Source organism: Psychrobacter sp. AH5 (assembly GCF_040371085.1).
Taxonomy (GTDB): Bacteria; Pseudomonadota; Gammaproteobacteria; order Pseudomonadales; family Moraxellaceae; genus Psychrobacter.
Genome location: NZ_JAMBMT010000001.1, coordinates 2,386,174 through 2,404,448, shown reverse-complemented (window position 1 = coordinate 2,404,448; position 18,275 = coordinate 2,386,174). Strand labels below are relative to the sequence as shown.

The 18,275-nt window shown below is 43.7% G+C and carries 21 protein-coding genes; 8 read left to right on the top strand and 13 right to left on the bottom strand.

Features of this window, described 5'->3' with window-relative positions; translation table 11 throughout:
• Nucleotides 1–174 precede the first annotated feature (174 nt).
• Nucleotides 175–1,890 (top strand): RNA polymerase factor sigma-54, encoded by a 1,716-nt coding sequence (gene rpoN, locus M0N77_RS10180; RefSeq protein ID WP_353105073.1) that lies wholly within the window; start codon nt 175–177, stop codon nt 1,888–1,890.
• A 202-nt stretch (nt 1,891–2,092) separates the two neighbouring features.
• A complete protein-coding gene (gene hpf, locus M0N77_RS10175) occupies nt 2,093–2,473 on the top strand; it encodes a ribosome hibernation-promoting factor, HPF/YfiA family (RefSeq protein WP_353105072.1) in 381 nt (126 codons plus the stop codon).
• Nucleotides 2,474–2,783: 310 nt separating this feature from the next.
• Here the strand turns inward: hpf and thiS are convergent, their stop codons facing one another.
• The 4 genes from thiS to M0N77_RS10155 form a co-directional block, all read right to left on the bottom strand.
• Nucleotides 2,784–2,984, bottom strand: coding sequence for a sulfur carrier protein ThiS (thiS, locus tag M0N77_RS10170; RefSeq protein ID WP_353105071.1), 201 nt, complete (start codon nt 2,982–2,984; stop codon nt 2,784–2,786).
• A gap of 88 nt (nt 2,985–3,072) precedes the next feature.
• Nucleotides 3,073–3,441 (bottom strand): DUF423 domain-containing protein, encoded by a 369-nt coding sequence (locus M0N77_RS10165; RefSeq protein ID WP_353105070.1) that lies wholly within the window; start codon nt 3,439–3,441, stop codon nt 3,073–3,075.
• Between the two features lie 66 nt (nt 3,442–3,507).
• Nucleotides 3,508–4,371, bottom strand: coding sequence for an RNA polymerase sigma factor RpoH (gene rpoH / locus M0N77_RS10160; protein WP_353105626.1), 864 nt, complete (start codon nt 4,369–4,371; stop codon nt 3,508–3,510).
• Between the two features lie 274 nt (nt 4,372–4,645).
• Nucleotides 4,646–5,089 carry a sulfurtransferase TusA family protein gene (locus tag M0N77_RS10155; RefSeq protein ID WP_353105069.1) on the bottom strand — a complete coding sequence of 148 codons (444 nt, stop codon included), beginning with the start codon at nt 5,087–5,089 and terminating at the stop codon, nt 4,646–4,648.
• Nucleotides 5,090–5,406: 317 nt separating this feature from the next.
• Between M0N77_RS10155 and M0N77_RS10150 the strand changes: the two genes are divergently transcribed.
• Nucleotides 5,407–6,990, top strand: coding sequence for a M48 family metalloprotease (locus M0N77_RS10150; RefSeq protein WP_353105068.1), 1,584 nt, complete (start codon nt 5,407–5,409; stop codon nt 6,988–6,990).
• A gap of 34 nt (nt 6,991–7,024) precedes the next feature.
• Here the strand turns inward: M0N77_RS10150 and M0N77_RS10145 are convergent, their stop codons facing one another.
• Together M0N77_RS10145 and rpsU are read right to left on the bottom strand one after the other, a co-directional pair.
• Nucleotides 7,025–7,474: a GatB/YqeY domain-containing protein gene (locus tag M0N77_RS10145; protein WP_353105067.1), complete on the bottom strand. Its 450-nt coding sequence runs from the start codon at nt 7,472–7,474 to the stop codon at nt 7,025–7,027.
• 195 nt (nt 7,475–7,669) lie between these two features.
• Nucleotides 7,670–7,885: a 30S ribosomal protein S21 gene (gene rpsU, locus M0N77_RS10140; RefSeq protein WP_025645021.1), complete on the bottom strand. Its 216-nt coding sequence runs from the start codon at nt 7,883–7,885 to the stop codon at nt 7,670–7,672.
• A gap of 335 nt (nt 7,886–8,220) precedes the next feature.
• Between rpsU and M0N77_RS10135 the strand changes: the two genes are divergently transcribed.
• The 4 genes from M0N77_RS10135 (at nt 8,221) to M0N77_RS10120 (ending at nt 10,949) form a co-directional block, all read left to right on the top strand.
• Nucleotides 8,221–8,736, top strand: coding sequence for a c-type cytochrome (locus M0N77_RS10135; RefSeq protein ID WP_353105066.1), 516 nt, complete (start codon nt 8,221–8,223; stop codon nt 8,734–8,736).
• Nucleotides 8,737–8,823: 87 nt separating this feature from the next.
• A complete protein-coding gene (locus tag M0N77_RS10130) occupies nt 8,824–9,351 on the top strand; it encodes a c-type cytochrome (RefSeq protein ID WP_353105065.1) in 528 nt (175 codons plus the stop codon).
• Between the two features lie 156 nt (nt 9,352–9,507).
• Complete coding sequence (gene tsaD, locus M0N77_RS10125) at nt 9,508–10,545, top strand: tRNA (adenosine(37)-N6)-threonylcarbamoyltransferase complex transferase subunit TsaD (RefSeq protein WP_353105064.1); 1,038 nt, start codon at nt 9,508–9,510, stop codon at nt 10,543–10,545.
• A gap of 32 nt (nt 10,546–10,577) precedes the next feature.
• Nucleotides 10,578–10,949 (top strand): CrcB family protein, encoded by a 372-nt coding sequence (locus M0N77_RS10120; RefSeq protein WP_353105063.1) that lies wholly within the window; start codon nt 10,578–10,580, stop codon nt 10,947–10,949.
• Nucleotides 10,950–11,089: 140 nt separating this feature from the next.
• Here the strand turns inward: M0N77_RS10120 and M0N77_RS10115 are convergent, their stop codons facing one another.
• The 7 genes from M0N77_RS10115 to potA all read right to left on the bottom strand — a co-directional run bounded on the left by M0N77_RS10115 (nt 11,090) and on the right by potA (nt 17,321).
• Nucleotides 11,090–11,767 carry a hypothetical protein gene (locus M0N77_RS10115; protein ID WP_353105062.1) on the bottom strand — a complete coding sequence of 226 codons (678 nt, stop codon included), beginning with the start codon at nt 11,765–11,767 and terminating at the stop codon, nt 11,090–11,092.
• Nucleotides 11,768–11,933: 166 nt separating this feature from the next.
• Nucleotides 11,934–12,551, bottom strand: coding sequence for a hypothetical protein (locus tag M0N77_RS10110; protein ID WP_353105061.1), 618 nt, complete (start codon nt 12,549–12,551; stop codon nt 11,934–11,936).
• A 16-nt stretch (nt 12,552–12,567) separates the two neighbouring features.
• Nucleotides 12,568–13,107 (bottom strand): hypothetical protein, encoded by a 540-nt coding sequence (locus M0N77_RS10105; protein WP_353105060.1) that lies wholly within the window; start codon nt 13,105–13,107, stop codon nt 12,568–12,570.
• 229 nt (nt 13,108–13,336) lie between these two features.
• Nucleotides 13,337–14,227 (bottom strand): LysR family transcriptional regulator, encoded by an 891-nt coding sequence (locus M0N77_RS10100; protein ID WP_353105059.1) that lies wholly within the window; start codon nt 14,225–14,227, stop codon nt 13,337–13,339.
• An 81-nt stretch (nt 14,228–14,308) separates the two neighbouring features.
• A complete protein-coding gene (gene potC / locus M0N77_RS10095) occupies nt 14,309–15,124 on the bottom strand; it encodes a spermidine/putrescine ABC transporter permease PotC (protein ID WP_353105058.1) in 816 nt (271 codons plus the stop codon).
• Nucleotides 15,124–16,011 carry a spermidine/putrescine ABC transporter permease PotB gene (gene potB, locus M0N77_RS10090; protein ID WP_353105057.1) on the bottom strand — a complete coding sequence of 296 codons (888 nt, stop codon included), beginning with the start codon at nt 16,009–16,011 and terminating at the stop codon, nt 15,124–15,126. Before potB ends, potC begins: the two co-directional genes overlap by 1 nt.
• Nucleotides 16,011–17,321 (bottom strand): spermidine/putrescine ABC transporter ATP-binding protein PotA, encoded by a 1,311-nt coding sequence (potA, locus tag M0N77_RS10085; protein ID WP_353105056.1) that lies wholly within the window; start codon nt 17,319–17,321, stop codon nt 16,011–16,013. The genes potB and potA overlap by 1 nt, the downstream gene beginning before the upstream one ends.
• 264 nt (nt 17,322–17,585) lie before the next feature.
• Here potA and M0N77_RS10080 point away from each other — a divergent pair, with 264 nt between their 5' ends.
• Nucleotides 17,586–18,221: a carbonic anhydrase gene (locus tag M0N77_RS10080; protein ID WP_353105055.1), complete on the top strand. Its 636-nt coding sequence runs from the start codon at nt 17,586–17,588 to the stop codon at nt 18,219–18,221.
• Nucleotides 18,222–18,275: the final 54 nt, after the last annotated feature.

Below are 18,275 nucleotides of genomic sequence, written 5' to 3'. Positions count from 1 at the left end.
TTATTTTTGCCAAGATAGATAGCTTATAAAGGTTAGATATAAATTATCATAGCAAGATTACTATAAAAAATGCTATCGTCATGGCCCTATAGGACGTTAAGTCACTGTTAGCAGCTATTATTAGATAAACTATTAACCAAAGCCATCTCAATATTGGAGTGCAATAAACCGTTTATGAGTATGTCATTCGGGTTAGCAGCCACGCTAAGCACCTCACAAAAGCTTACGCCGCAAATGCAGCAAGCTATTAAATTGTTGCAGCTCTCTAGTCTTGAATTAGCGCAGGAAGTACAAGCTAAGCTTGATAGTAACCCGTTACTTGAGCGTATTGAAGAAGACGAGAGTTATGATGAGGATAACGACTATGAGGATAGCCAAGAGAGCCTCGATGAACCCTTAACGCTTGAGATGTGGAATAGTGGTGCAGTAGTGGATAACGTTAACGACAAAGAAAATAGCATTGATGAGTTTGATAATTACGATAGCTCTGACGCTTATGATAATTATGACAATACAGACAGTTTTGATAAATTGCAGCAAGCCACTATCGATGATAGCGCTATGGATATCGATAGCCAAGACTTAGCTAATAATAGCACTGATAGCGATTATAATAATCAAGAGACTTTTGAGATAAGTAGCTTTAATAGCGCAAGCGCTAGCCAATCCGCTACTAGCCATTTTGATTTTGATGATCTTGATAGTTATCAAGGCGCAACCAACGCTAGCATTCAAGACTATGTGCGTTGGCAGCTCAATTTTAAGCGCTTATCTGATACCGATACCATGATCGCCGATTATCTGATTGACGCTATGGATGAGAGGGGGTTTATTCGTTTAGATATCGAGGAGTTGTTACAGAGCTTTGCGACGATGGCAAGCTTTTATCAGTGGGAGGAGCCGATAGAGCGTGATGAGATAACGGTCATGCTCAAGGTCATTCAGTCCTGTGATCCAGTAGGCGTAGGGGCGCGTAATCTAAGCGAATGCTTGGCAATACAGCTAAGCAAACTTGATCGTAATACCGAGCATTTGGCTTTTGCTGAGGTCTTATTATCAGCAAGTGAGCATTTAGTAAGTAATAATATCAAGGCGCTTATGCAAGTCACTGGTCTCAAGGCTGAGCAGATTACCCCAGCGCTAAGCTTATTACGTCAGCTCAATCCTGCGCCTGGGTTGTCTTTTAAAAGTAGCCAAGCGGATTATCAGCAAGCGCCGGAGAGTTATGATATTCCGGATATGTTAGTGACGCCCATTCGTCGCCATCCGTCAGCGGCTCTGGAAGTCGATAGGGCGATGACAGACGAGCGCTGGCAGGTAAGTCTTAATCCGGAGACGCTACCGAAGCTGCGTATCAATCAAGACTATGCCAATCTTGTCAGGCGCGGCGATGATAGCTCGGACAATCAGTATCTACGTGAAAACCTTACCGATGCCAAATTATTTATTCGAAGTATTGAGGAGCGTAATCAAAACTTATTGAAAGTGGCGACTAGTATCGTTCGGCGCCAGCAGGAGTTTTTGCGTCACGGTGCTTCAGCGATGCAGCCTTTGATTTTAAGAGATATTGCCGAAGAGGTAGGACTACACGAATCGACAGTGTCGCGTTTGACGACCAGCAAGTCCATCTTGACACCGCAAGGGCTATTTTCGCTCAAGCACTTCTTTTCATCGCATGTCAGTAGCAGTGATGGCGATGTCTCATCAACGGCTATCAGCGCTAGGATTAAGCAGCTTATAGAGAACGAAGCACCCAAAAAGCCACTCTCTGATAGCCGCTTGCAGCAACATCTGCGTGAAGAAGGTATCGATATTGCTAGGCGAACGGTAGCTAAATATCGTGAAGCAATGGGGATAGGATCTTCTACTCAGCGTAAACAAAAATACTAGCGACAGTTAAATAGGTTACGAGAGTGAAGTTTATAAAAATAAATTTTTTGATTATATAGAGTTTGCCGAATAACAGAAATAATAATTACATTTAATTACAATATAGCGTCTTGCTACTATTCATTATTCATGACAAATTAGAGGGGCATTAACAACAAAAACTAAGCGATTTAGTATTGTAAATAAATATAAGGACGAACATATGAACGTATCTATTAGTGGTCACCATATCAGTGTTACCGATGCCATGAATACCGCAGTGCGCGAAAAATTAGAGAAGATTGAACGTCATTTCGATCAAATTCAAAGTATTCAAGTCATCTTGTCATTAGATAATAGTGGAGCTAGTGATGGCGGCAAAAAGAGCCACAAAGCTGAAGCTATTATGCGAGTCTCAGGTCAAGAGATGTTTGTCCAAGCTCAAGACGACGATATGTATAAAGCTATCAATGAGATGGCAGATAAACTTGAGCGCCAAGTCCGTAAGTATAAGACTCGTCAACAGGATAAGAAGACCCGTGGATCGGGACGTGATGGAAATTATGATGACAACGAAGTAGTAGATGCTGCTCCGGCGCTATAGTTATAACTGTTAAGTAATGCTATCGATAACTATAAAAGCTTTTATTGGTTTGGTGACAATAATAGTTGATTATAAATATAATACCAAAACTTAATTATTATCGTCCCAAGCCAATCAATCAGCTGTATTTAATGAGTATGAGTTATAAAGACATAGGTTATAAAATTTTTCTAACCAAAGCTAAGATACGGCTAGAATAAATAGCGATAGTAATAGTAAAAAAAGACCTCAAACGTTAATGCCGTTGAGGTCTTTTTCGGTTGTAAGATTGGTTAATTATAAAATAAGATTTACGGAATCCAAAAACCTTTTAGCCGCCGCCAACTGCTTGCACTACTTCAATAGCCATACCTTCTACGACTCGCAGTTGCGCCAACTCACTTTTTGGAACAAGATCGCCATTCACTTCTACCGCATAACGCCCTTTACTTAACCCTAGCTCATTAAGTACCAACTGTACCGTTTGATGGGTGGTTTGCAAAGTTTTACCGTTGACAGTGATAGTGCTCATTGGCTGTGCTCCCTAATTATCTAATGCCTTTAAATAAATATAACTATAGTAAGCTAATGATACGATACTTATATTAAACTTACCATTATTATGCTCTACCCAAACGAAAAGCCGTTACCGCTAGCCATAGCCAACCAGCTATCATTAGCACTCCGCCAATAGGAGTAATAGCTCCAAACCATCTTGGCGCTCCTAAAGTCATCGCATATAGGCTACCGGCAAAGATAAGGACGCCAATTTGTAGTAACCAAGCTGTAGTTTGAGTGGCATAATTAAGCCGTACTAAAATACCTACTAATAATAAACCCAGTGCATGGACGAATAAGTATAAAGTCGCCGTATGCCACCATGCAAGCTGCTGCTCATTGACTAAGCTTTTGAGTCCATGAGCGCCAAAAGCGCCTAATGCTACCGCAATAGCCATATTAATGGCAGCAATACCTATCCAATTAACCATTCTCAAACTCTTGTTTTATATACCTAGTTAACGTGCCAGCCTAAGTTTGCAGGATAAGTACCAAAACTATTGAATATCATCGGGCAAAATGACACTGTCAATAGTCATCGCTTCGCGGATTTTATCCATAGCATTTTTTTCAATTTGCCTTACTCGTTCTGCCGAAATCGAATAAACAGCCGCCAGTTCATGTAAAGTAGATTTTTGCTCACTTAGCCAGCGCTGCTCAACGATATCACGAGAGCGATCATCTAAAGTATCCATCGCTGCTATGAGGGCAGAAGAGTTATTCTCTTCCCAATCGGATTCTTCTACCATCTCTGCCGGATCAATACCGTCTTCCAAAAACAGCTGCGGCGCATAACGACCGTCATCATCATCGCTCGACTGGGTCTCAAAAGAGGCATCATAAGAGGTTAGGCGTGACTCCATCTCTAGCACTTGCTTGCGCGTGACATTAAGATCATTGGCAATTGCATCGGCTTCTTCAAGCGTCAGCTGATTATTAGTCTTTTTTAGGCTACGCAGATTAAAAAATAGCTTACGGTGCGCTTTGGTTGTCGCAACTTTGACAATACGCCAGTTACGAATAACAAATTCATGTATCTCAGCCTTGATCCAATGCACGGCAAAGGATACCAAGCGCACGCCTTTATTAGGATCGAAACGCTTGACCGCTTTCATCAGACCTAAGTTGCCTTCTTGGATGAGATCCGCTTGCGGTAAACCATAACCTGAATAGCTACGCGCAATATGTATCACAAAGCGTAGATGCGACATCACCAGTAGCCGCGCCGCCTCGACATCACCTTCGTCATAATAACGATGCGCAAGCTCTTGCTCTTGCGTCGGAGTCAAGATAGGAATTTGATGCACAGTATTAATATAAGCGCCCAAATTTACCCCTGGAGCTGAGAGGTGAGTCGGCATAGCAGGCACTAAATCTCGAGTGCTAGTTTTTTCTAAGGCGCTAGCATCATATGGCGGACGCTTAGCCGCCGCCTCTAACGCCGCTTTACGTGCCGCGTTTTGCTCAGTGGTCACCTTGTCATTACTGCGAGGCTGCTTCTTTGATGAAGCGTTCGTTGCCGCAGAGTCATTAGAAGTAGTAGTCATATCTTTGACCTTAATCAAGTAAATAGGCAAATAAATAAACAAGTATGCAAAATAAAATTATTATAGTAATTGTAAAGGATAGCAGCGCTTAGTTGCTATCGGTTTTGGTAATGATGAAGTGAAATATTGTATCGGCTGCCTGTGCCGTATGGTCAGTAATAAAGGCGTTATCAGTGACTGTATTGACTAAAATAGCCAATGAATCGGCATTACTAGCTTGGGATTGAGCACAAAAAGCCGTGATATCTGCTTGCGAATTAGGATCAGTAGCGATGACATATAACGACTCACCTACCGCTACTTCGCGCAAAGCCACTTTGGTCTTCAGTAGTGGCATGGGGCAAGCCAAACCGCGACCATCGACTAGAGCTTTTATAGTAATAGCAGCCTCAGCTTGAGTCTCATCGGCCTCAGTTACATAGCTCTTAGGCGCTAGCGCTAATAAGTCCGCGATAAGCTGTTGCTGCTGAGCAGACAAAGCCGCTGACAGTGCTATAGGGTATGGAGGAGGGGCAGAAGGCGCAGCAGACATAGAGCAAACCCTTAATCATAAATGCTTATTATAACAAACTGCTCTCGTAGAAGAGCAGTTGAATATCATCATCACTGTGTTTGATGTTTTAGCATGGCGCCACTTAGCATCACACCACAATGTTACTTAACCGTGACGCTTACCTAGATATTGGTAGTTAGTAACGGCTAATAATTGACCTTACACCGCCAAGATTATATAGTCAAAACGGCTTTAATATAAATGACCTAAGCGTTTGAGCTTGCTGTCTTTAATAGCTAGCACAAATTTTTATAGTCAGCACAAAACCGGTGTAAGGGTCAAAATAGGATACCCATTTGAATCGTCTCAATCACTCATCAATCCGTAGCTTACTGGCTCTGTCATTACTAGCCAGTAGTTTTAGCCATAGCGCCACTGCTATGCAGAGCGCCACTATGCCTACGGCAAAAATTCCAACCTCTAATTCATGGCAAGCGCCAGCAAATGAGCTTGAATTGCCAAGCTTACAAGGGCAAGCGCTAAGTTTTTCTGATCAATATCACAATAAGCTTATTGGGCACTGGTCGCTACAAAATATCAATGGCCGTACCAAAATGGAGCATGATCCTTGGGTGCAAGAGGTAATAAAAGCGATGACTTGGCGACTCAATGCGCAAGCACGCCAGCAAGCGCCGTTAGCGGTAGTAATCATCGATAATCCTAATATCAATGCTTTTGCTGCGCCAGGCGGGGTCATCGGTATCAATACCGGCACCATATTGGCAGCTAGTAGTATGGATGAGCTAGCTAGTGTAGTGGCGCATGAGGTGGCGCATATTAGTCAGCGCCACTATGAGAGCGGTGTCGATGAGCGCAAAAAAGCGCTACTCATGCAAATAGGCGGTATGCTCGCTGCTATTGCCGCCTCAGCTATCGATGGCGATGCTGGAGCGGCGGTAATGATGGGTTCGCAGACTGCTACGATGAATAGTAGCATGGCCTTTAGTCGTAGCAATGAGCGCGAGGCAGATCGGGTAGGGATGCAAATCATGAATCAGGCGGGCTACAATCCGCGAGCGATGCCAAGTTTTTTTGCGACGATGAATCAAAAGAGCCAACTCAATCAAGTCGAAAACCGCTACTTGCCTAGCTTTGTACGCTCACATCCGTTGAGCAATGAGCGCTTGAGCGAATCGCAAACTCGCGCGCAACGTTACGCGCCTTTATCCTTAGCTGAGCAGCAGCGTCACCAGGCTTTATTCGACTTATTGTATTGGCGCGTACAAGTGACTGGCAAGCATAGCTCAGAGACTGCGCTAACCACCGCCGCTAAAAGCAGTAATGGTGCTAAGCTTGCTTTGATGTATTGGTATGGCGAGCAGCAGCGCTTCGCTGACGCTGATAAGTTGATGACTGAGCTCTCAGCACTGCCAGCAAGTCAGCTACAAATGCTGGAGCCATTATTATCGATTACTTATGGCCAAGTACTAAGCGAACAAAACAATTGGCAACAAGCGGTGGAGGTGCTCAGCGCGCAGCAGCGTCTTTATCCTGAGCGCCGCGATCTGCGTTTGTATTTAGCTGAAGCGCTGACTAATAATAATCAGCCGCTGCAAGCGCAAGCCTTACTAAAACCGCTAACACTACAGCAGCCTAGTGATCGCTACGCTTGGCAAAGTCTACAACTCGCTAATGAAAAGCTAGCTAAAAACGCACCTTCAGCGTCGATTGCTGCTATTGCCACCATTAATGCGCTACGCTACCGCAGCCACGATCAGCTTTGGAATGGGCGTTATGACTCTGCTTTGACTTCATTGACACAAGCGCAGCAGCTTGCCAAACAATTACAAACCGCTAACGCCAGTAGTGGCCAAGCGTTATTAGCGAATATTAATCAAGAAATTATCGATGTAAAAACCGCCAAAGACTTTGAGCCTTAGGCGGTTATCGATTGGTTATTCTAAGCCTAAAAAACTAACCTTGTAGCGCTTCTTTAACTAGCTTTGAGATAACCGCCGGATCAGCGCGACCAGCGGTTTTGGTCTTAAGCGTGCCCATCACACTACCCATGTCGCGCATGGAAGTTGCGCCTTGTGCATCGATTTCGGCATTGACTAGGGCGGCAAGCTCGCTATCGTCCATTTGCTTGGGCATAAATTCATTGATAATATCAATCTCGAACTGCTCTTTAGCGGCTAAGTCATCACGGCCGTTCGCAGTAAAAATAGCTAACGATTCTTGACGCTGTTTGAGCTGCTTTTGCAGTATCTCTAACACGCCAGCGTCGTCTAGCTCCACTCTACGATCGATCTCGATTTGCTTGACGACAGCTTGTACATTACGCATGACTTTGACGCGCTCAAGCTCGCGCGCTTTCATAGCGGTGACGATGGTATCGGCTAATTGCTGTTTTAGTGCACTCATGATGACGACTATTCCTTATTTATGGTTATTATAAAAGTTATAACGGCTAGCTATTAATAACTTGCTATTAATAAATAATAAAAATTGTAGCATAAAAAACGCCACTGATATCAATCGATAACAGTGGCGCTGATGTACTACTAATATGTAGCTATTTAATCTATTAAGACTGAATTAAGACTAAGTAGCTAGCGATTAGTACATACGCGTGGTACGGATAGTATCACGTTGTAATTTTTTCTTATAACGCTTTACGGCAGCGGCTTTTTTGCGCTTACGCTCTTGCGTTGGTTTTTCATAAAACTCACGCTTACGCACATCTGACAATACGCCAGCTTTTTCGCAAGCACGTTTGAAACGGCGGATAGCGATATCAACGGGTTCGTTTTCTTTAACCTTAACTGCAGGCATGAAGACTCCTTAATAGGGATGAGATATAAAGGCATTAGTTTGGCTGTGTATTAGTATTTAGCGGTAATATCTCAAAAAAACCGCATCAGCTCAAACTAGGATAATCTTGCACAAAAGTACAAGGGCGGTAATTTTACCCAAAATTGTTAGTAAAGTCAATGCTTTTAGATAGGTAGTGGCTGATAATCACGATAAATTCATACCAAACGAGTCAAAGAAAGGCGAATAAAAACACCTTATGACGATAACGGTTTTACCTAGTTTTATGCTATGATAATTCCAATAATTTATTAGGTTCTATACGCTTTTGTATCAACTTTATTGAGGATGTTGGGATGAGAAAAACGGCATTGAGTACAGCATTGTGGACAACGCTCATGATTAGCTTAGGATTTAGTCTTAGCGCTTGTAGTAATAGTGAAGAGGTCAAAGCACCAGAGCGTGTAGAAGCGGCGGCTGAGATTGCCCGTGCTAATGCTCCTGAAGCAGAAGACATGCAATTTGCAGAAACTGAGCCTATGGTAGTAGCTACGACTGAGACGCCAGAAGCTGAAGCTACCGATACTGATATGGTAGTGGCCGAAGCGCCTGCGGCAACCGAAGATCTTGCGGTCAATGTTGGTGCTGAGCTTTATAACAAGCAGTGCATGGCTTGTCATGCTAATGGGTTACTCAATGCGCCAAAATATGGCGATGCTGCTGCTTGGGTGCCGCGTATCGAGAAGGGCGTAGATACTTTGACTAGCCACTCAGCAAATGGTTTTAATCAGATGCCAGCGCAAGCTTATAATGGGGTGACTGAAGATCAGATTCGTCAAGCCGTTGAGTATATGATTGCAGCGGCTAGCTAAAGGCAGTATTGCCCGTTTTGCTATTATAGTGACTAACTATTAGAAGCTGCTAGCTATTAAAACCAATCGTTTGCAAAAGGAATGACTATGTCTAATGAGCCGTATCGGTATAAAAAATCTATCGCCAAAACCGCGCTATCTGTATTGAGCTTAAGCGTATTGTTATCGCTGAGTGCCTGTAGTGGCGATAAAGAGACAGCTACTGTAGAGCCTGCAGTCGAAGACGCTGTAGTGCAAGAGCCAGTTGATACGGCTCAAGTGGTTGAAGCAGAACCAGCAGCTACTACAGAGGCGGCCGAGGTAGTCGCCGCTGAGCCCTCTGCCAGTGTGGAGACTGCTGCTGTAGAAGTCAATGCTGAACCTGAGGTTTTAGCGGCGGATGCGGGCGCGCAGCTTTATGAAGCTCAGTGCAAGGTTTGTCATGCTAATGGTTTGCTCAATGCGCCAAAGTACGGCGACAAAGCGGCGTGGAGCGGTCCACTTGCCAAAGATAAAGAGACTTTATACAGTCACTCGGCTCAAGGCTTCAATAAAATGCCAGCCCAAGCGGTAAACGGTGTTAGTGAAGCGCAGGTCAAAGCGGCGGTTGATTATATGCTAGCGGCAGTCAGCTGATAGTTAATCTTAGCTCTTGAAATTTGTTAAACTGACCGTCATTGTTTGCAGACAATGACGGTTTTTTGTCATTAATACCCTAAGTATTCCAACCCTTATAGTCGCCGCTTAAAGTTATCGGCATACAGCGACTATTTGAGAGATAAAGGCAATATCATGAAAGTATTAGGCTTAGAGACTTCCTGTGATGAGACTGGCCTCGCTATCTTTGATAGTGAGCAGATCGATAGCGCCAATAAAGGGCTGGTCGGGCAGGTTTTGTATTCGCAAATTGAGCTACATGCGGTCTATGGCGGCGTGGTACCTGAGCTGGCGAGCCGCGATCATATTCGCAAACTAGTGCCGCTGCTCGATGAGCTATTAACGCAGTGCAATATGAGTAAAGATGATATCGATGCTATCGCTTATACCAAAGGCCCAGGGCTGATTGGCGCCCTGATGACGGGCGCCCTATTTGGTCGTAGCTTGGCTTTTGGTTTGGGTATTCCGGCTATCGGCGTGCATCATATGGAAGGGCATCTGCTTGCACCGCTGATGGGCGCTAATCCGCCGCCGTTTCCTTTTGTCTCTTTGCTAGTGTCGGGTGGTCATACTCAGCTTATCGCCGCCAAGGGTATCGGCGAGTATGAGATATTAGGTGAGTCCATCGATGATGCTGCTGGGGAGTGCTTCGATAAAGCCGCCAAAATGCTTGGTTTGCCGTATCCGGGTGGGCCAAATATTGCCAAGCTCGCTGAGAGCGGTAATCCTAATGCTTACGATTTACCACGTCCTATGCTACATCGCGGTCTAGTTTTTTCGTTTAGTGGGATGAAAACGGCGGTGCATAATCTCATAAAGGACACGGCAGGTTCAGATAGTGATGCGCAAGTGCGCGCCGATATTGCCGCGAGCTTCCAGCATGCAATGGTTGATACTTTAGTAAAAAAATGCGTAAAAGCGCTTAAACAAGTGCATATGAGTCGTTTGGTGATTGCTGGCGGCGTCAGCGCCAATACGCATTTGCGCGAAACTTTAGAGACGGAATTGGCCAAAATCAATGCTACGGTACATTATGCGCCGCCCGCTTTGTGCACAGATAATGGCGCGATGATTGCTTATGCAGGCTTTGAGCGCTTGAATGCGGGTCAGAGCGATGATCTAGCAGTGAGCTGCGTGCCGCGTTGGCCGATGACCGAGTTGCCTGCGGTGTAACGTTTAAAAACCATACAAATTAAGGATAATCTATGCAATGGCTTGCCATTGGTTTGGGAGCAGCACTTGGTGCGTGTTTGCGTGGCTATTTAGCGCGCTTTAACCCACTGCATCATTGGATACCGCTTGGTACGCTTGGCGCGAATGTGTTGGGCGGTTTACTAATCGGACTAGCGCTCGTTTGGTTTGAGCGTGTGGGTAGCGACTTATCTCCCAATATCAGGCTGTTTGTGATTACTGGGTTTTTGGGCGGACTGACGACTTTTAGCACTTTTAGTGCTGAGGTGTTTGGCTTTATTCATGATGGGCGTTTGCTGGCGGGCTTAGCACTGATAGGGTTACATGTTGGGCTGACTTTGCTTGCAACCGCGCTTGGGTTTTACTTTTTTAAGTTGGTGCTTTGAGCTTCTATAGATAGTACTTGCTCAATTAGTGATCTGACTTAAATAATTGCTTTATAGCAGTCTATATTAGCTAGTTTATTTATTGATTATCAGGCCTGTTGTGATGGTTCTAGTGGGGTATATTTGGGAGATAATAAGACTTACTTCTCTATTTTGATTAACTCGCCGCCTTTAAAGTAGAGCGAGTGAGTGCTGCTATATATCCATCGTTCTAACGTTCCTGACGCGTCAATAGTTGTCCTTACATCTTTAGGTCTACCCCAGTTGGTATCACTCAAAACTTGTTTATGAGACATACCAATTCTGGCGGCTGGTTTCTTATTTAACTGGCGCTCCCATTCTCTCTCTATATCTTTATAATAAGTTACTTTTGTTTTTTTAGTGAATTTATCAAAATCACTACTAGGGCTAATGTTTGTGAGTAAAATTTGACCAGCTCGGTCCTTGTAAATATTCATTTTTCCTGTAGTAGCTTTTGAGGCAGTAGCTAAGCGATCGACATAATCTAATTTATTCTGAGCAGTTTCTATACCTACTGCAGCTTGAGCTTCTTTTATATCTGCTTCAGCTTGGGCCGTAGCTGGTGAACGAACAAATGCTGTTACAGACTCAGATATTCCTTGTGATGCGATCTTATATGGATGCGCACTTTCACTATTGCTGTACTTAAATTCAAAGTTATATTGAGCAGAATCATCCCCTTGATTAGCTAACATTAAATCCTGCCTAAAGTCCATAGCTACCGCTGACACAGAAAAAATTGCTGCTATTAGAAAAATCGTTATCTTGCTTATGAATGAACTTTTAAACAGTGACATGGCTTCTCTCTAGTAAGTTCTCTTTAGTATAATGTTTTTGCGTCAGTGTCATGGTATCTACATGCTGATGTTTATTCTACTAGTGAAATGGAGCAATGTACTAGGTCATCTTAAATGATCAATATAGAAAATATGGTCTGTATATAGTAAGTAGCTACTCAATCTCCTATAGTTTATTGATAGGGTCTTTTTCCTGAGAACCTATTTTAGCTCCGTAAATGATGAAGTGTACTAACCATGAAAATATGAGATATGGAATAGCAAGTATTAAGAATAATCCGAAACCATCAATAATACGAATAAAAGTATAATTCTTAAAATACGACTTACCCTCCATCGCTATATTATTGAATGCTAACTCATCTTCTAAATTAATAAATTCTATTCTCCCTTCTGTTAGGGTATCAGAACGAACTTTGTCGCCATCACAGCTTATGCTCTTGTCAGGAAAAATAAGGCAGTCCATGGTTTCTAATTTTTTACCGTCTACTACACTACTTACATCTATCATATCACCGCTAATATGCTGCAAATAAACCTTTATTGGATAATTGATATTATAAAATCCCAAAAATTTGTCAAAAGAACCAGCATGATATCTTAAGTAACGGTTAGATGGATGATAGGTAGAGTTTACCATTGGAGAGCAAAAAGCCTCACTCACACTACATTGCACAAATTGCCCTTTCCGATGAAAAACACCTTCTTGTCCTAGGTAAAGACTAAAAGCTAAAGTTGGAATAGCTAACACTATTGACAAACGAATATACTGTTTTTGATTCAAATCAACCTCGTAAATATTATTTTTTTAATTTTGAATAGCTAGTATTAATTAAGCTGACCCACGTTCGTAAAAACAATCTAAATTTTTGATATTTAAAATAATGAATTATGATAGCTTTTGGTTTTTTAATCGCAGCATCAAACTCCGAGACTAATATAGGGCTTTTTGGATTTCCCCTAATTTCTTGGAAGCTTTTCTCATCTAAACTCTTAGCTTTATTATAAAAAGTAGCAGCGATATTTTTAATTTGTGTCGCTACGGTTCTTTCGTTACTGGCTAACCCACCAAACGATATAGCGCTGTTGCAAAGTTGACGAGCAACCAGTCTAAGTTCTTCTAACTTAGCTATGTTATCGTTTTCTGATGGTTTCATTATCTCACTATCTAAATGAATAAGATTTTCTCTATAGACTTCTAGGATAACTAAAATTTTTGCGGCCTCATTCGACATTATTTCACTACGTTTTTGACCTCTCCATTGGCAAAATATAACAAAAGCGATAATACCTGTAGTAAATGTTGCAATAGCTCCCCAGTCCCAACTGCAAATCTCCATCTATAAAGTCCTTGCTGAGATAAGCAACTGATTAAAAATGTACCGCCACCCAATAACCATACAATCTTTACCTTCCATTCGAATATTAAAAGCGATAGACGAGTCCTCACTTTATTCTAAGTTAATAATATTGGAACGATTTTTCTGAAAAGAGTCCAATAGCTGTAGTTAAAGAAATTCGATGCGTAGGATATACCCAGCCTAAATCAGCTTAAACACTTACTTACCCCTACAACGGTTTCAATATCCCGTCCAATAAACCAGCAAATCCCTGCATATAAGCAGCATCTTGACTAGCAGTCCGCGTTGCAGCATAAAGCTGACAATGCACGCCCTCTCCTAATGGCCTTGAAACTACCCAACCTTTCTTTTCATATTCAGCGACGACCCAATCGGGTAGGGCTGCCACGCCGCGTTCACTAGCCACCAATTGAATTAGCATTGCCGTTAGCTCAGTGGTGCGTATATCTTTAAAGCTCACCTCAGATGGCGTCATAAAATTAGCAATAATATCGAGGCGTTTGGCTTCTACCGGATAAGCAATCAAAGTCTCATCAACCAAATCTGTAGGAGTGACAAAATCTCGTTCAGCCAAATCGTGAGTAGGTGAGAGTACCAAGCGGCTTTCATACTCAAATAACGGCTGATAGCTAATACCCTCGAGGGGCAAATTGCTAGTCGTAATCAGCAAATCAATATCACCCTCCATCAATAAGTGATGCGGTTCCGGCTCAAAGCCGGTGGCAAAATCCAGCTCAACATCCGACCACTCGCGGCGATACTGATTGAGTATCGGCATTAGCCAATCAAAGCAGCTATGACATTCAGAGGCTAGACGTAGCCTGCCCGCTTGCCCATGAGCGAGACGCTTTAAGTTATTTTTGGTGCGCGTCACTTGCGGCAGGATACTATCGGCTAAGGCGAGCACGGCTTTGCCTGCAGGGGTAAAATCTAGCGGGCGTGTTCGGCGATTGACTAAGCTGACATCGTAATAACTCTCAAGCTCTTTGAGTTGATGCGAGACCGCTGATGCAGTAACGTGCAGCTCGTCAGCGGCGGCGGCTAATGAGCCATGCGCTCGAAGCGCGGTTAGGGTATTGAGATGGCGAAGCTCTAGCATAAGATAATCATTATAGTTAAGATGAAGTACATTCATTATAAATGATATAGTAGTGAAATTCACTCATAAAAAATGATAATATCAACGCCGTCGTAATAGTAACTGCGAGATAATCACTAACACCAAAGACGCCGCTAATAATAGCGTACCGATAGCATTGACCTCAGGTTTTAGTCCGACACGTACCATAGAATAAATGCGTAATGGCAGAATCTCATAGCTTGGGCCAGTGACAAAGGTCGACACCACCACATCATCGAGTGATAAAGTAAAGGCGAGCAGCCAGCCTGCCATCACCGCTGGTAGAATTACTGGAATGAGTACGGTGCGCACCATGGTTGCCTCAGACGCGCCCAAGTCACGCGCCGCTTCCATCAGCTTCTCATCTAGGCTACTCAAACGCGCAAAGACGGTAATCACCACAAAAGGCAAGCAAAAAGTGATATGCGCAAGCAATAAAGACACAAAACCGAGCTGCAGTCCAATCAATAAAAACAGCGCCAATAATGAAATCGCTAACACAATCTCAGGTGACATCATCAGCACAAATAGCAGGCCATTCAATAAACCTTTACCGCGAAAATTATAGCGATGTAGCGCCATAGCGGTCAAAGTACCGATCAACGTAGAAACCGTTGCGGCGACCAATCCCAGAACGATAGAATGCCAAAAAGCATCGAGCATCGCCTGATTATTAAATAGCGACTCATACCATTTTAGGCTGAAACCGCCCCAGTTGTAGCCCGTCTTAGACTCGTTAAAAGACATCACGACTAAGACGATAATAGGCAGATAAAGCAGCAAGTAGATTAAGCTTAGATAGCTCTTGGCAGCGATGCTAGCTAGTTTTAGCGACTTTTTTGGTTTATTCACTGAGTTAGCAGAATTAGTAGACATCAAGCCACCTCATTGAAGTCAGTTTTGCCAATGCGTTTGCTACTAGCGCGATAAGCCAATAATAATACCGCCATTGCTAAGGTCAATAACACGCTAGCTGCCGCGCCAAATGGCCAATCGCGCGCATCCAAAAATTGATTTTTGATGATATTACCCACCAGTAAGTTACGCGAACCGCCCAAAATATCAGCGACATAGAACATGCCCATCGCGGGCAGTAATACCAGTAAGATGCCGGAGATTATGCCAGGGGTCGTCAATGGCAGCACGACGTGCCAAAAGGTTTGACGTTTTGAGGCGCCTAAGTCTTGCGAGGCAAGTAGCATATCATTACGCAAGTCGGTAAATACCGCGTATAGCGGCAACACCATAAATGGAAACAGTAAGTAGGTTAGGCCAACGATAACCGCGCCTTGAGTATAGAGCATATTAATAGGCGTCTCGATAATACCGATGGCAAGCAGCGCTTTATTAACTAAGCCATTAGTCGCAAGCAAAAGCTTGAGCGCATAAACGCGCACTAAGGAGTTGGTCCAAAACGGCAATATTAACAGCAGCATCAACAGCGGTTGCCGGCGCGGCTTGGCTCTAGAGACCAGCCAAGCAAAGGGATAACCGAGCAATAAGCATAGCAAGGTTGTGATACCTGCCATCCATAAGGAATGGACAAACACCTCAAAATAGAGCGGATCTACCAAACGTAGATAGCTCTCAATAGTGATCGGCAAGCTAATAAAATCGCTAGTATCGCGCGTCAAAAAGCTAACAGCAATCACTAAGATATTAGGCAGTAACGCAAAGATAAGCAGCCAGCCCCATATCAGCCATAGGGTTACGGTGCGAAAGGGGCTATTAGTGCTGAGACTTTTAGGACTACTACGCGCCATTAGTCTATATCCTTATGCATAGTGTCAGCATTAGCATTAGTACTGTTGTCGAGCGCTAGCGCTTTTGCAGCATTATGATCGAATTTAACTTTATCTGAAGTATCCTCGTTAGCTCTGCTGTCAGCGTTATCATCATGGTCATTGGGTAACAGCCACTCCCAACCATCGACCCAAGATACTTTTACTGCCTCATTGATTTTGTAATCAAAGCTCGGATCATCTTCATCAAAAAATTCTGAGGCTTTAATAATATGGCCGTTTTGCAGCTCGATAATAGAGTCAAGAGTGCTGCCTTTATAATTACTTTCAATCACCTTGCCTAATAATCCAGCATGAGTGCTATCGGCGGGATCATAGATACGCAAATCCTCAGGCCGCAGCAGTAGGTTGACGATATCGCCGACCTCTACAGCATTGGCAAAGTCTGGACGGCGCAAATTACGTAAATTAGTAGGCCCTTCTTGCTTTTGTGCTTCGCAAACTTCTACTTCGATACGGCCATTGGTAAGCTTGCCATTGCGATCAGGCTGCTCAGGATAGACGCCGCGTACCTCTGCTTTAAAGAGATTGGCCTCACCGATGAATTTGGCAGTAAATAAGTTCGCTGGGGTTTCATAAATCTCAATAGGGGTGCCGATTTGTTGGAAACGACCGTCTTTCATCACCGCAATGCGATCTGACATCGACAGCGCTTCTTCTTGATCGTGAGTGACGAAGACAAAGGTGATACCCAGCTCGCGCTGCAGGCGTTTAAGCTCAGACTGCATCTGCAAACGCAGCTTATGATCGAGAGCGGAGAGCGGCTCATCAAGCAATAATAGTTTAGGACGATTGATAACGGCGCGCGCGATAGCCACGCGCTGCTGCTGACCGCCGGAGAGATCCTGCGGACGCCGATTGGCTAGATGCTCCATTTGCACCATCGCTAGCACCTCGCGCACCCGCGTTTGAATCTCCGCTTTGGGTACTTTTTTGATCTTTAGCCCATAAGCGACGTTTTGCGCTACGCTCATATGCGGAAACAAGGCGTATTGCTGAAACACGGTATTGACCGGACGCTTATCTGCAGACAAGCCCGCCATCTGTATACCCTCTAGCTGAATAGCTCCAGCAGTGGGTTGCTCAAAACCAGCAATCAGGCGTAGCAAAGTCGTCTTGCCGCAGCCAGAAGGCCCAAGCAGCGTCAGAAATTCGCCATGCTTGATATCAAGATTGATATCAGTCAATACGTCCGTCTGATCATAGGATTTTTTAACCCCCGTCAGCTGTAGTAGCGTCTTGCCTATGTTGTCTGTTTGCGAGTCAGTCATCAACGGTAGTCCTGATTGTTCAAATAAGTTATCTGCACAAATCAGCTAAGTAGATTAGGCAAATAACTATAATTTATAGCGAGGGTCAATAGCTGCGTATTATAACAAACCTAGCGCTAGAGTTGCTGCAAGTTAACGACAGGTTACGCAGACGCTATAAAAGTCAAATTTTTTATTATTATTCGGCTCTTATTGCTATACAATAATTTGAAACTCTAAGCTAACTGATTAATGACATCATCAAATGATAATTAAGGATAACCTATGCCTAATGCTAATCGTCCAAAAACAGGAGCTGAAGCTCTAGCTTTATTAAAGGAAGGAAACGCGCGCTACGTCGATAGTTTGACGAGCGACCCATCGACCCAGCGTCGCCCAGAGCTAGTAAGAGATCAAGATCCATTAGCCATTATTTTGGGCTGCTCTGATGCTAGAGTGCCGGTAGAGATTGTTTTTGATCAAGGTTTGGGCGATTTGTTTGTCATTCGGGTCGCTGGTAATATCGTAGCGCCTTCGCAGATAGGCTCTGTTGAATTTGCTGCTGATAAGTTTGATACCAAGCTTGTGGTGGTGCTTGGTCACTCTAATTGCGGCGCTGTCAGCGCTTGTGTAGACGCCTTGATCAATCCTGAGCAAAACTATTCACCAAATCTACAATCTATAGTCGATCGCATTCGTCCTTGTGTTTATAACTTGCATGAATTAGCCACCGCTAACGGCCAAGATGCTGATGCTGAGGAGTTGATAGACCGCTCTATTCGCGCCAATGTTCGAATGTCAGTCAGCCAGCTCAAGCATGGCTCACGAGCTTTAGAGGATTTATCAAGTAGTGGTCAGCTATTAATCGTTGGCGCGGAGTACAATATTGACACCGGTAAAGTCCGCTTTTTAGACAGCTAATGGCATAGCTGTTATATAAAACTAGTATTGAATTCATATTTTCTATCGTGCTAG

Excerpts from the sequence above, each read along its gene's own strand:
- M0N77_RS10135 (WP_353105066.1), top strand. The coding sequence starts at position 8,221 with ATGAGAAAAACGGCATTGAGTACAGCATTGTGGACAACGCTCATGATT.
- M0N77_RS10120 (WP_353105063.1), top strand. The coding sequence starts at position 10,578 with ATGCAATGGCTTGCCATTGGTTTGGGAGCAGCACTTGGTGCGTGTTTG.
- M0N77_RS10100 (WP_353105059.1), bottom strand. The coding sequence starts at position 14,227 with ATGCTAGAGCTTCGCCATCTCAATACCCTAACCGCGCTTCGAGCGCAT.
- M0N77_RS10080 (WP_353105055.1), top strand. The coding sequence starts at position 17,586 with ATGCCTAATGCTAATCGTCCAAAAACAGGAGCTGAAGCTCTAGCTTTA.
- M0N77_RS10115 (WP_353105062.1), bottom strand. The coding sequence starts at position 11,767 with ATGTCACTGTTTAAAAGTTCATTCATAAGCAAGATAACGATTTTTCTA.
- M0N77_RS10130 (WP_353105065.1), top strand. The coding sequence starts at position 8,824 with ATGTCTAATGAGCCGTATCGGTATAAAAAATCTATCGCCAAAACCGCG.
- M0N77_RS10105 (WP_353105060.1), bottom strand. The coding sequence starts at position 13,107 with ATGGAGATTTGCAGTTGGGACTGGGGAGCTATTGCAACATTTACTACA.
- potA (WP_353105056.1), bottom strand. The coding sequence starts at position 17,321 with ATGACTGACTCGCAAACAGACAACATAGGCAAGACGCTACTACAGCTG.
- rpsU (WP_025645021.1), bottom strand. The coding sequence starts at position 7,885 with ATGCCTGCAGTTAAGGTTAAAGAAAACGAACCCGTTGATATCGCTATC.
- thiS (WP_353105071.1), bottom strand. The coding sequence starts at position 2,984 with ATGAGCACTATCACTGTCAACGGTAAAACTTTGCAAACCACCCATCAA.
- rpoH (WP_353105626.1), bottom strand. The coding sequence starts at position 4,371 with ATGCCGACTCACCTCTCAGCTCCAGGGGTAAATTTGGGCGCTTATATT.
- M0N77_RS10155 (WP_353105069.1), bottom strand. The coding sequence starts at position 5,089 with ATGTCTGCTGCGCCTTCTGCCCCTCCTCCATACCCTATAGCACTGTCA.
- hpf (WP_353105072.1), top strand. The coding sequence starts at position 2,093 with ATGAACGTATCTATTAGTGGTCACCATATCAGTGTTACCGATGCCATG.
- M0N77_RS10165 (WP_353105070.1), bottom strand. The coding sequence starts at position 3,441 with ATGGTTAATTGGATAGGTATTGCTGCCATTAATATGGCTATTGCGGTA.
- tsaD (WP_353105064.1), top strand. The coding sequence starts at position 9,508 with ATGAAAGTATTAGGCTTAGAGACTTCCTGTGATGAGACTGGCCTCGCT.
- M0N77_RS10145 (WP_353105067.1), bottom strand. The coding sequence starts at position 7,474 with ATGAGTGCACTAAAACAGCAATTAGCCGATACCATCGTCACCGCTATG.
- rpoN (WP_353105073.1), top strand. The coding sequence starts at position 175 with ATGAGTATGTCATTCGGGTTAGCAGCCACGCTAAGCACCTCACAAAAG.
- potC (WP_353105058.1), bottom strand. The coding sequence starts at position 15,124 with ATGTCTACTAATTCTGCTAACTCAGTGAATAAACCAAAAAAGTCGCTA.
- potB (WP_353105057.1), bottom strand. The coding sequence starts at position 16,011 with ATGGCGCGTAGTAGTCCTAAAAGTCTCAGCACTAATAGCCCCTTTCGC.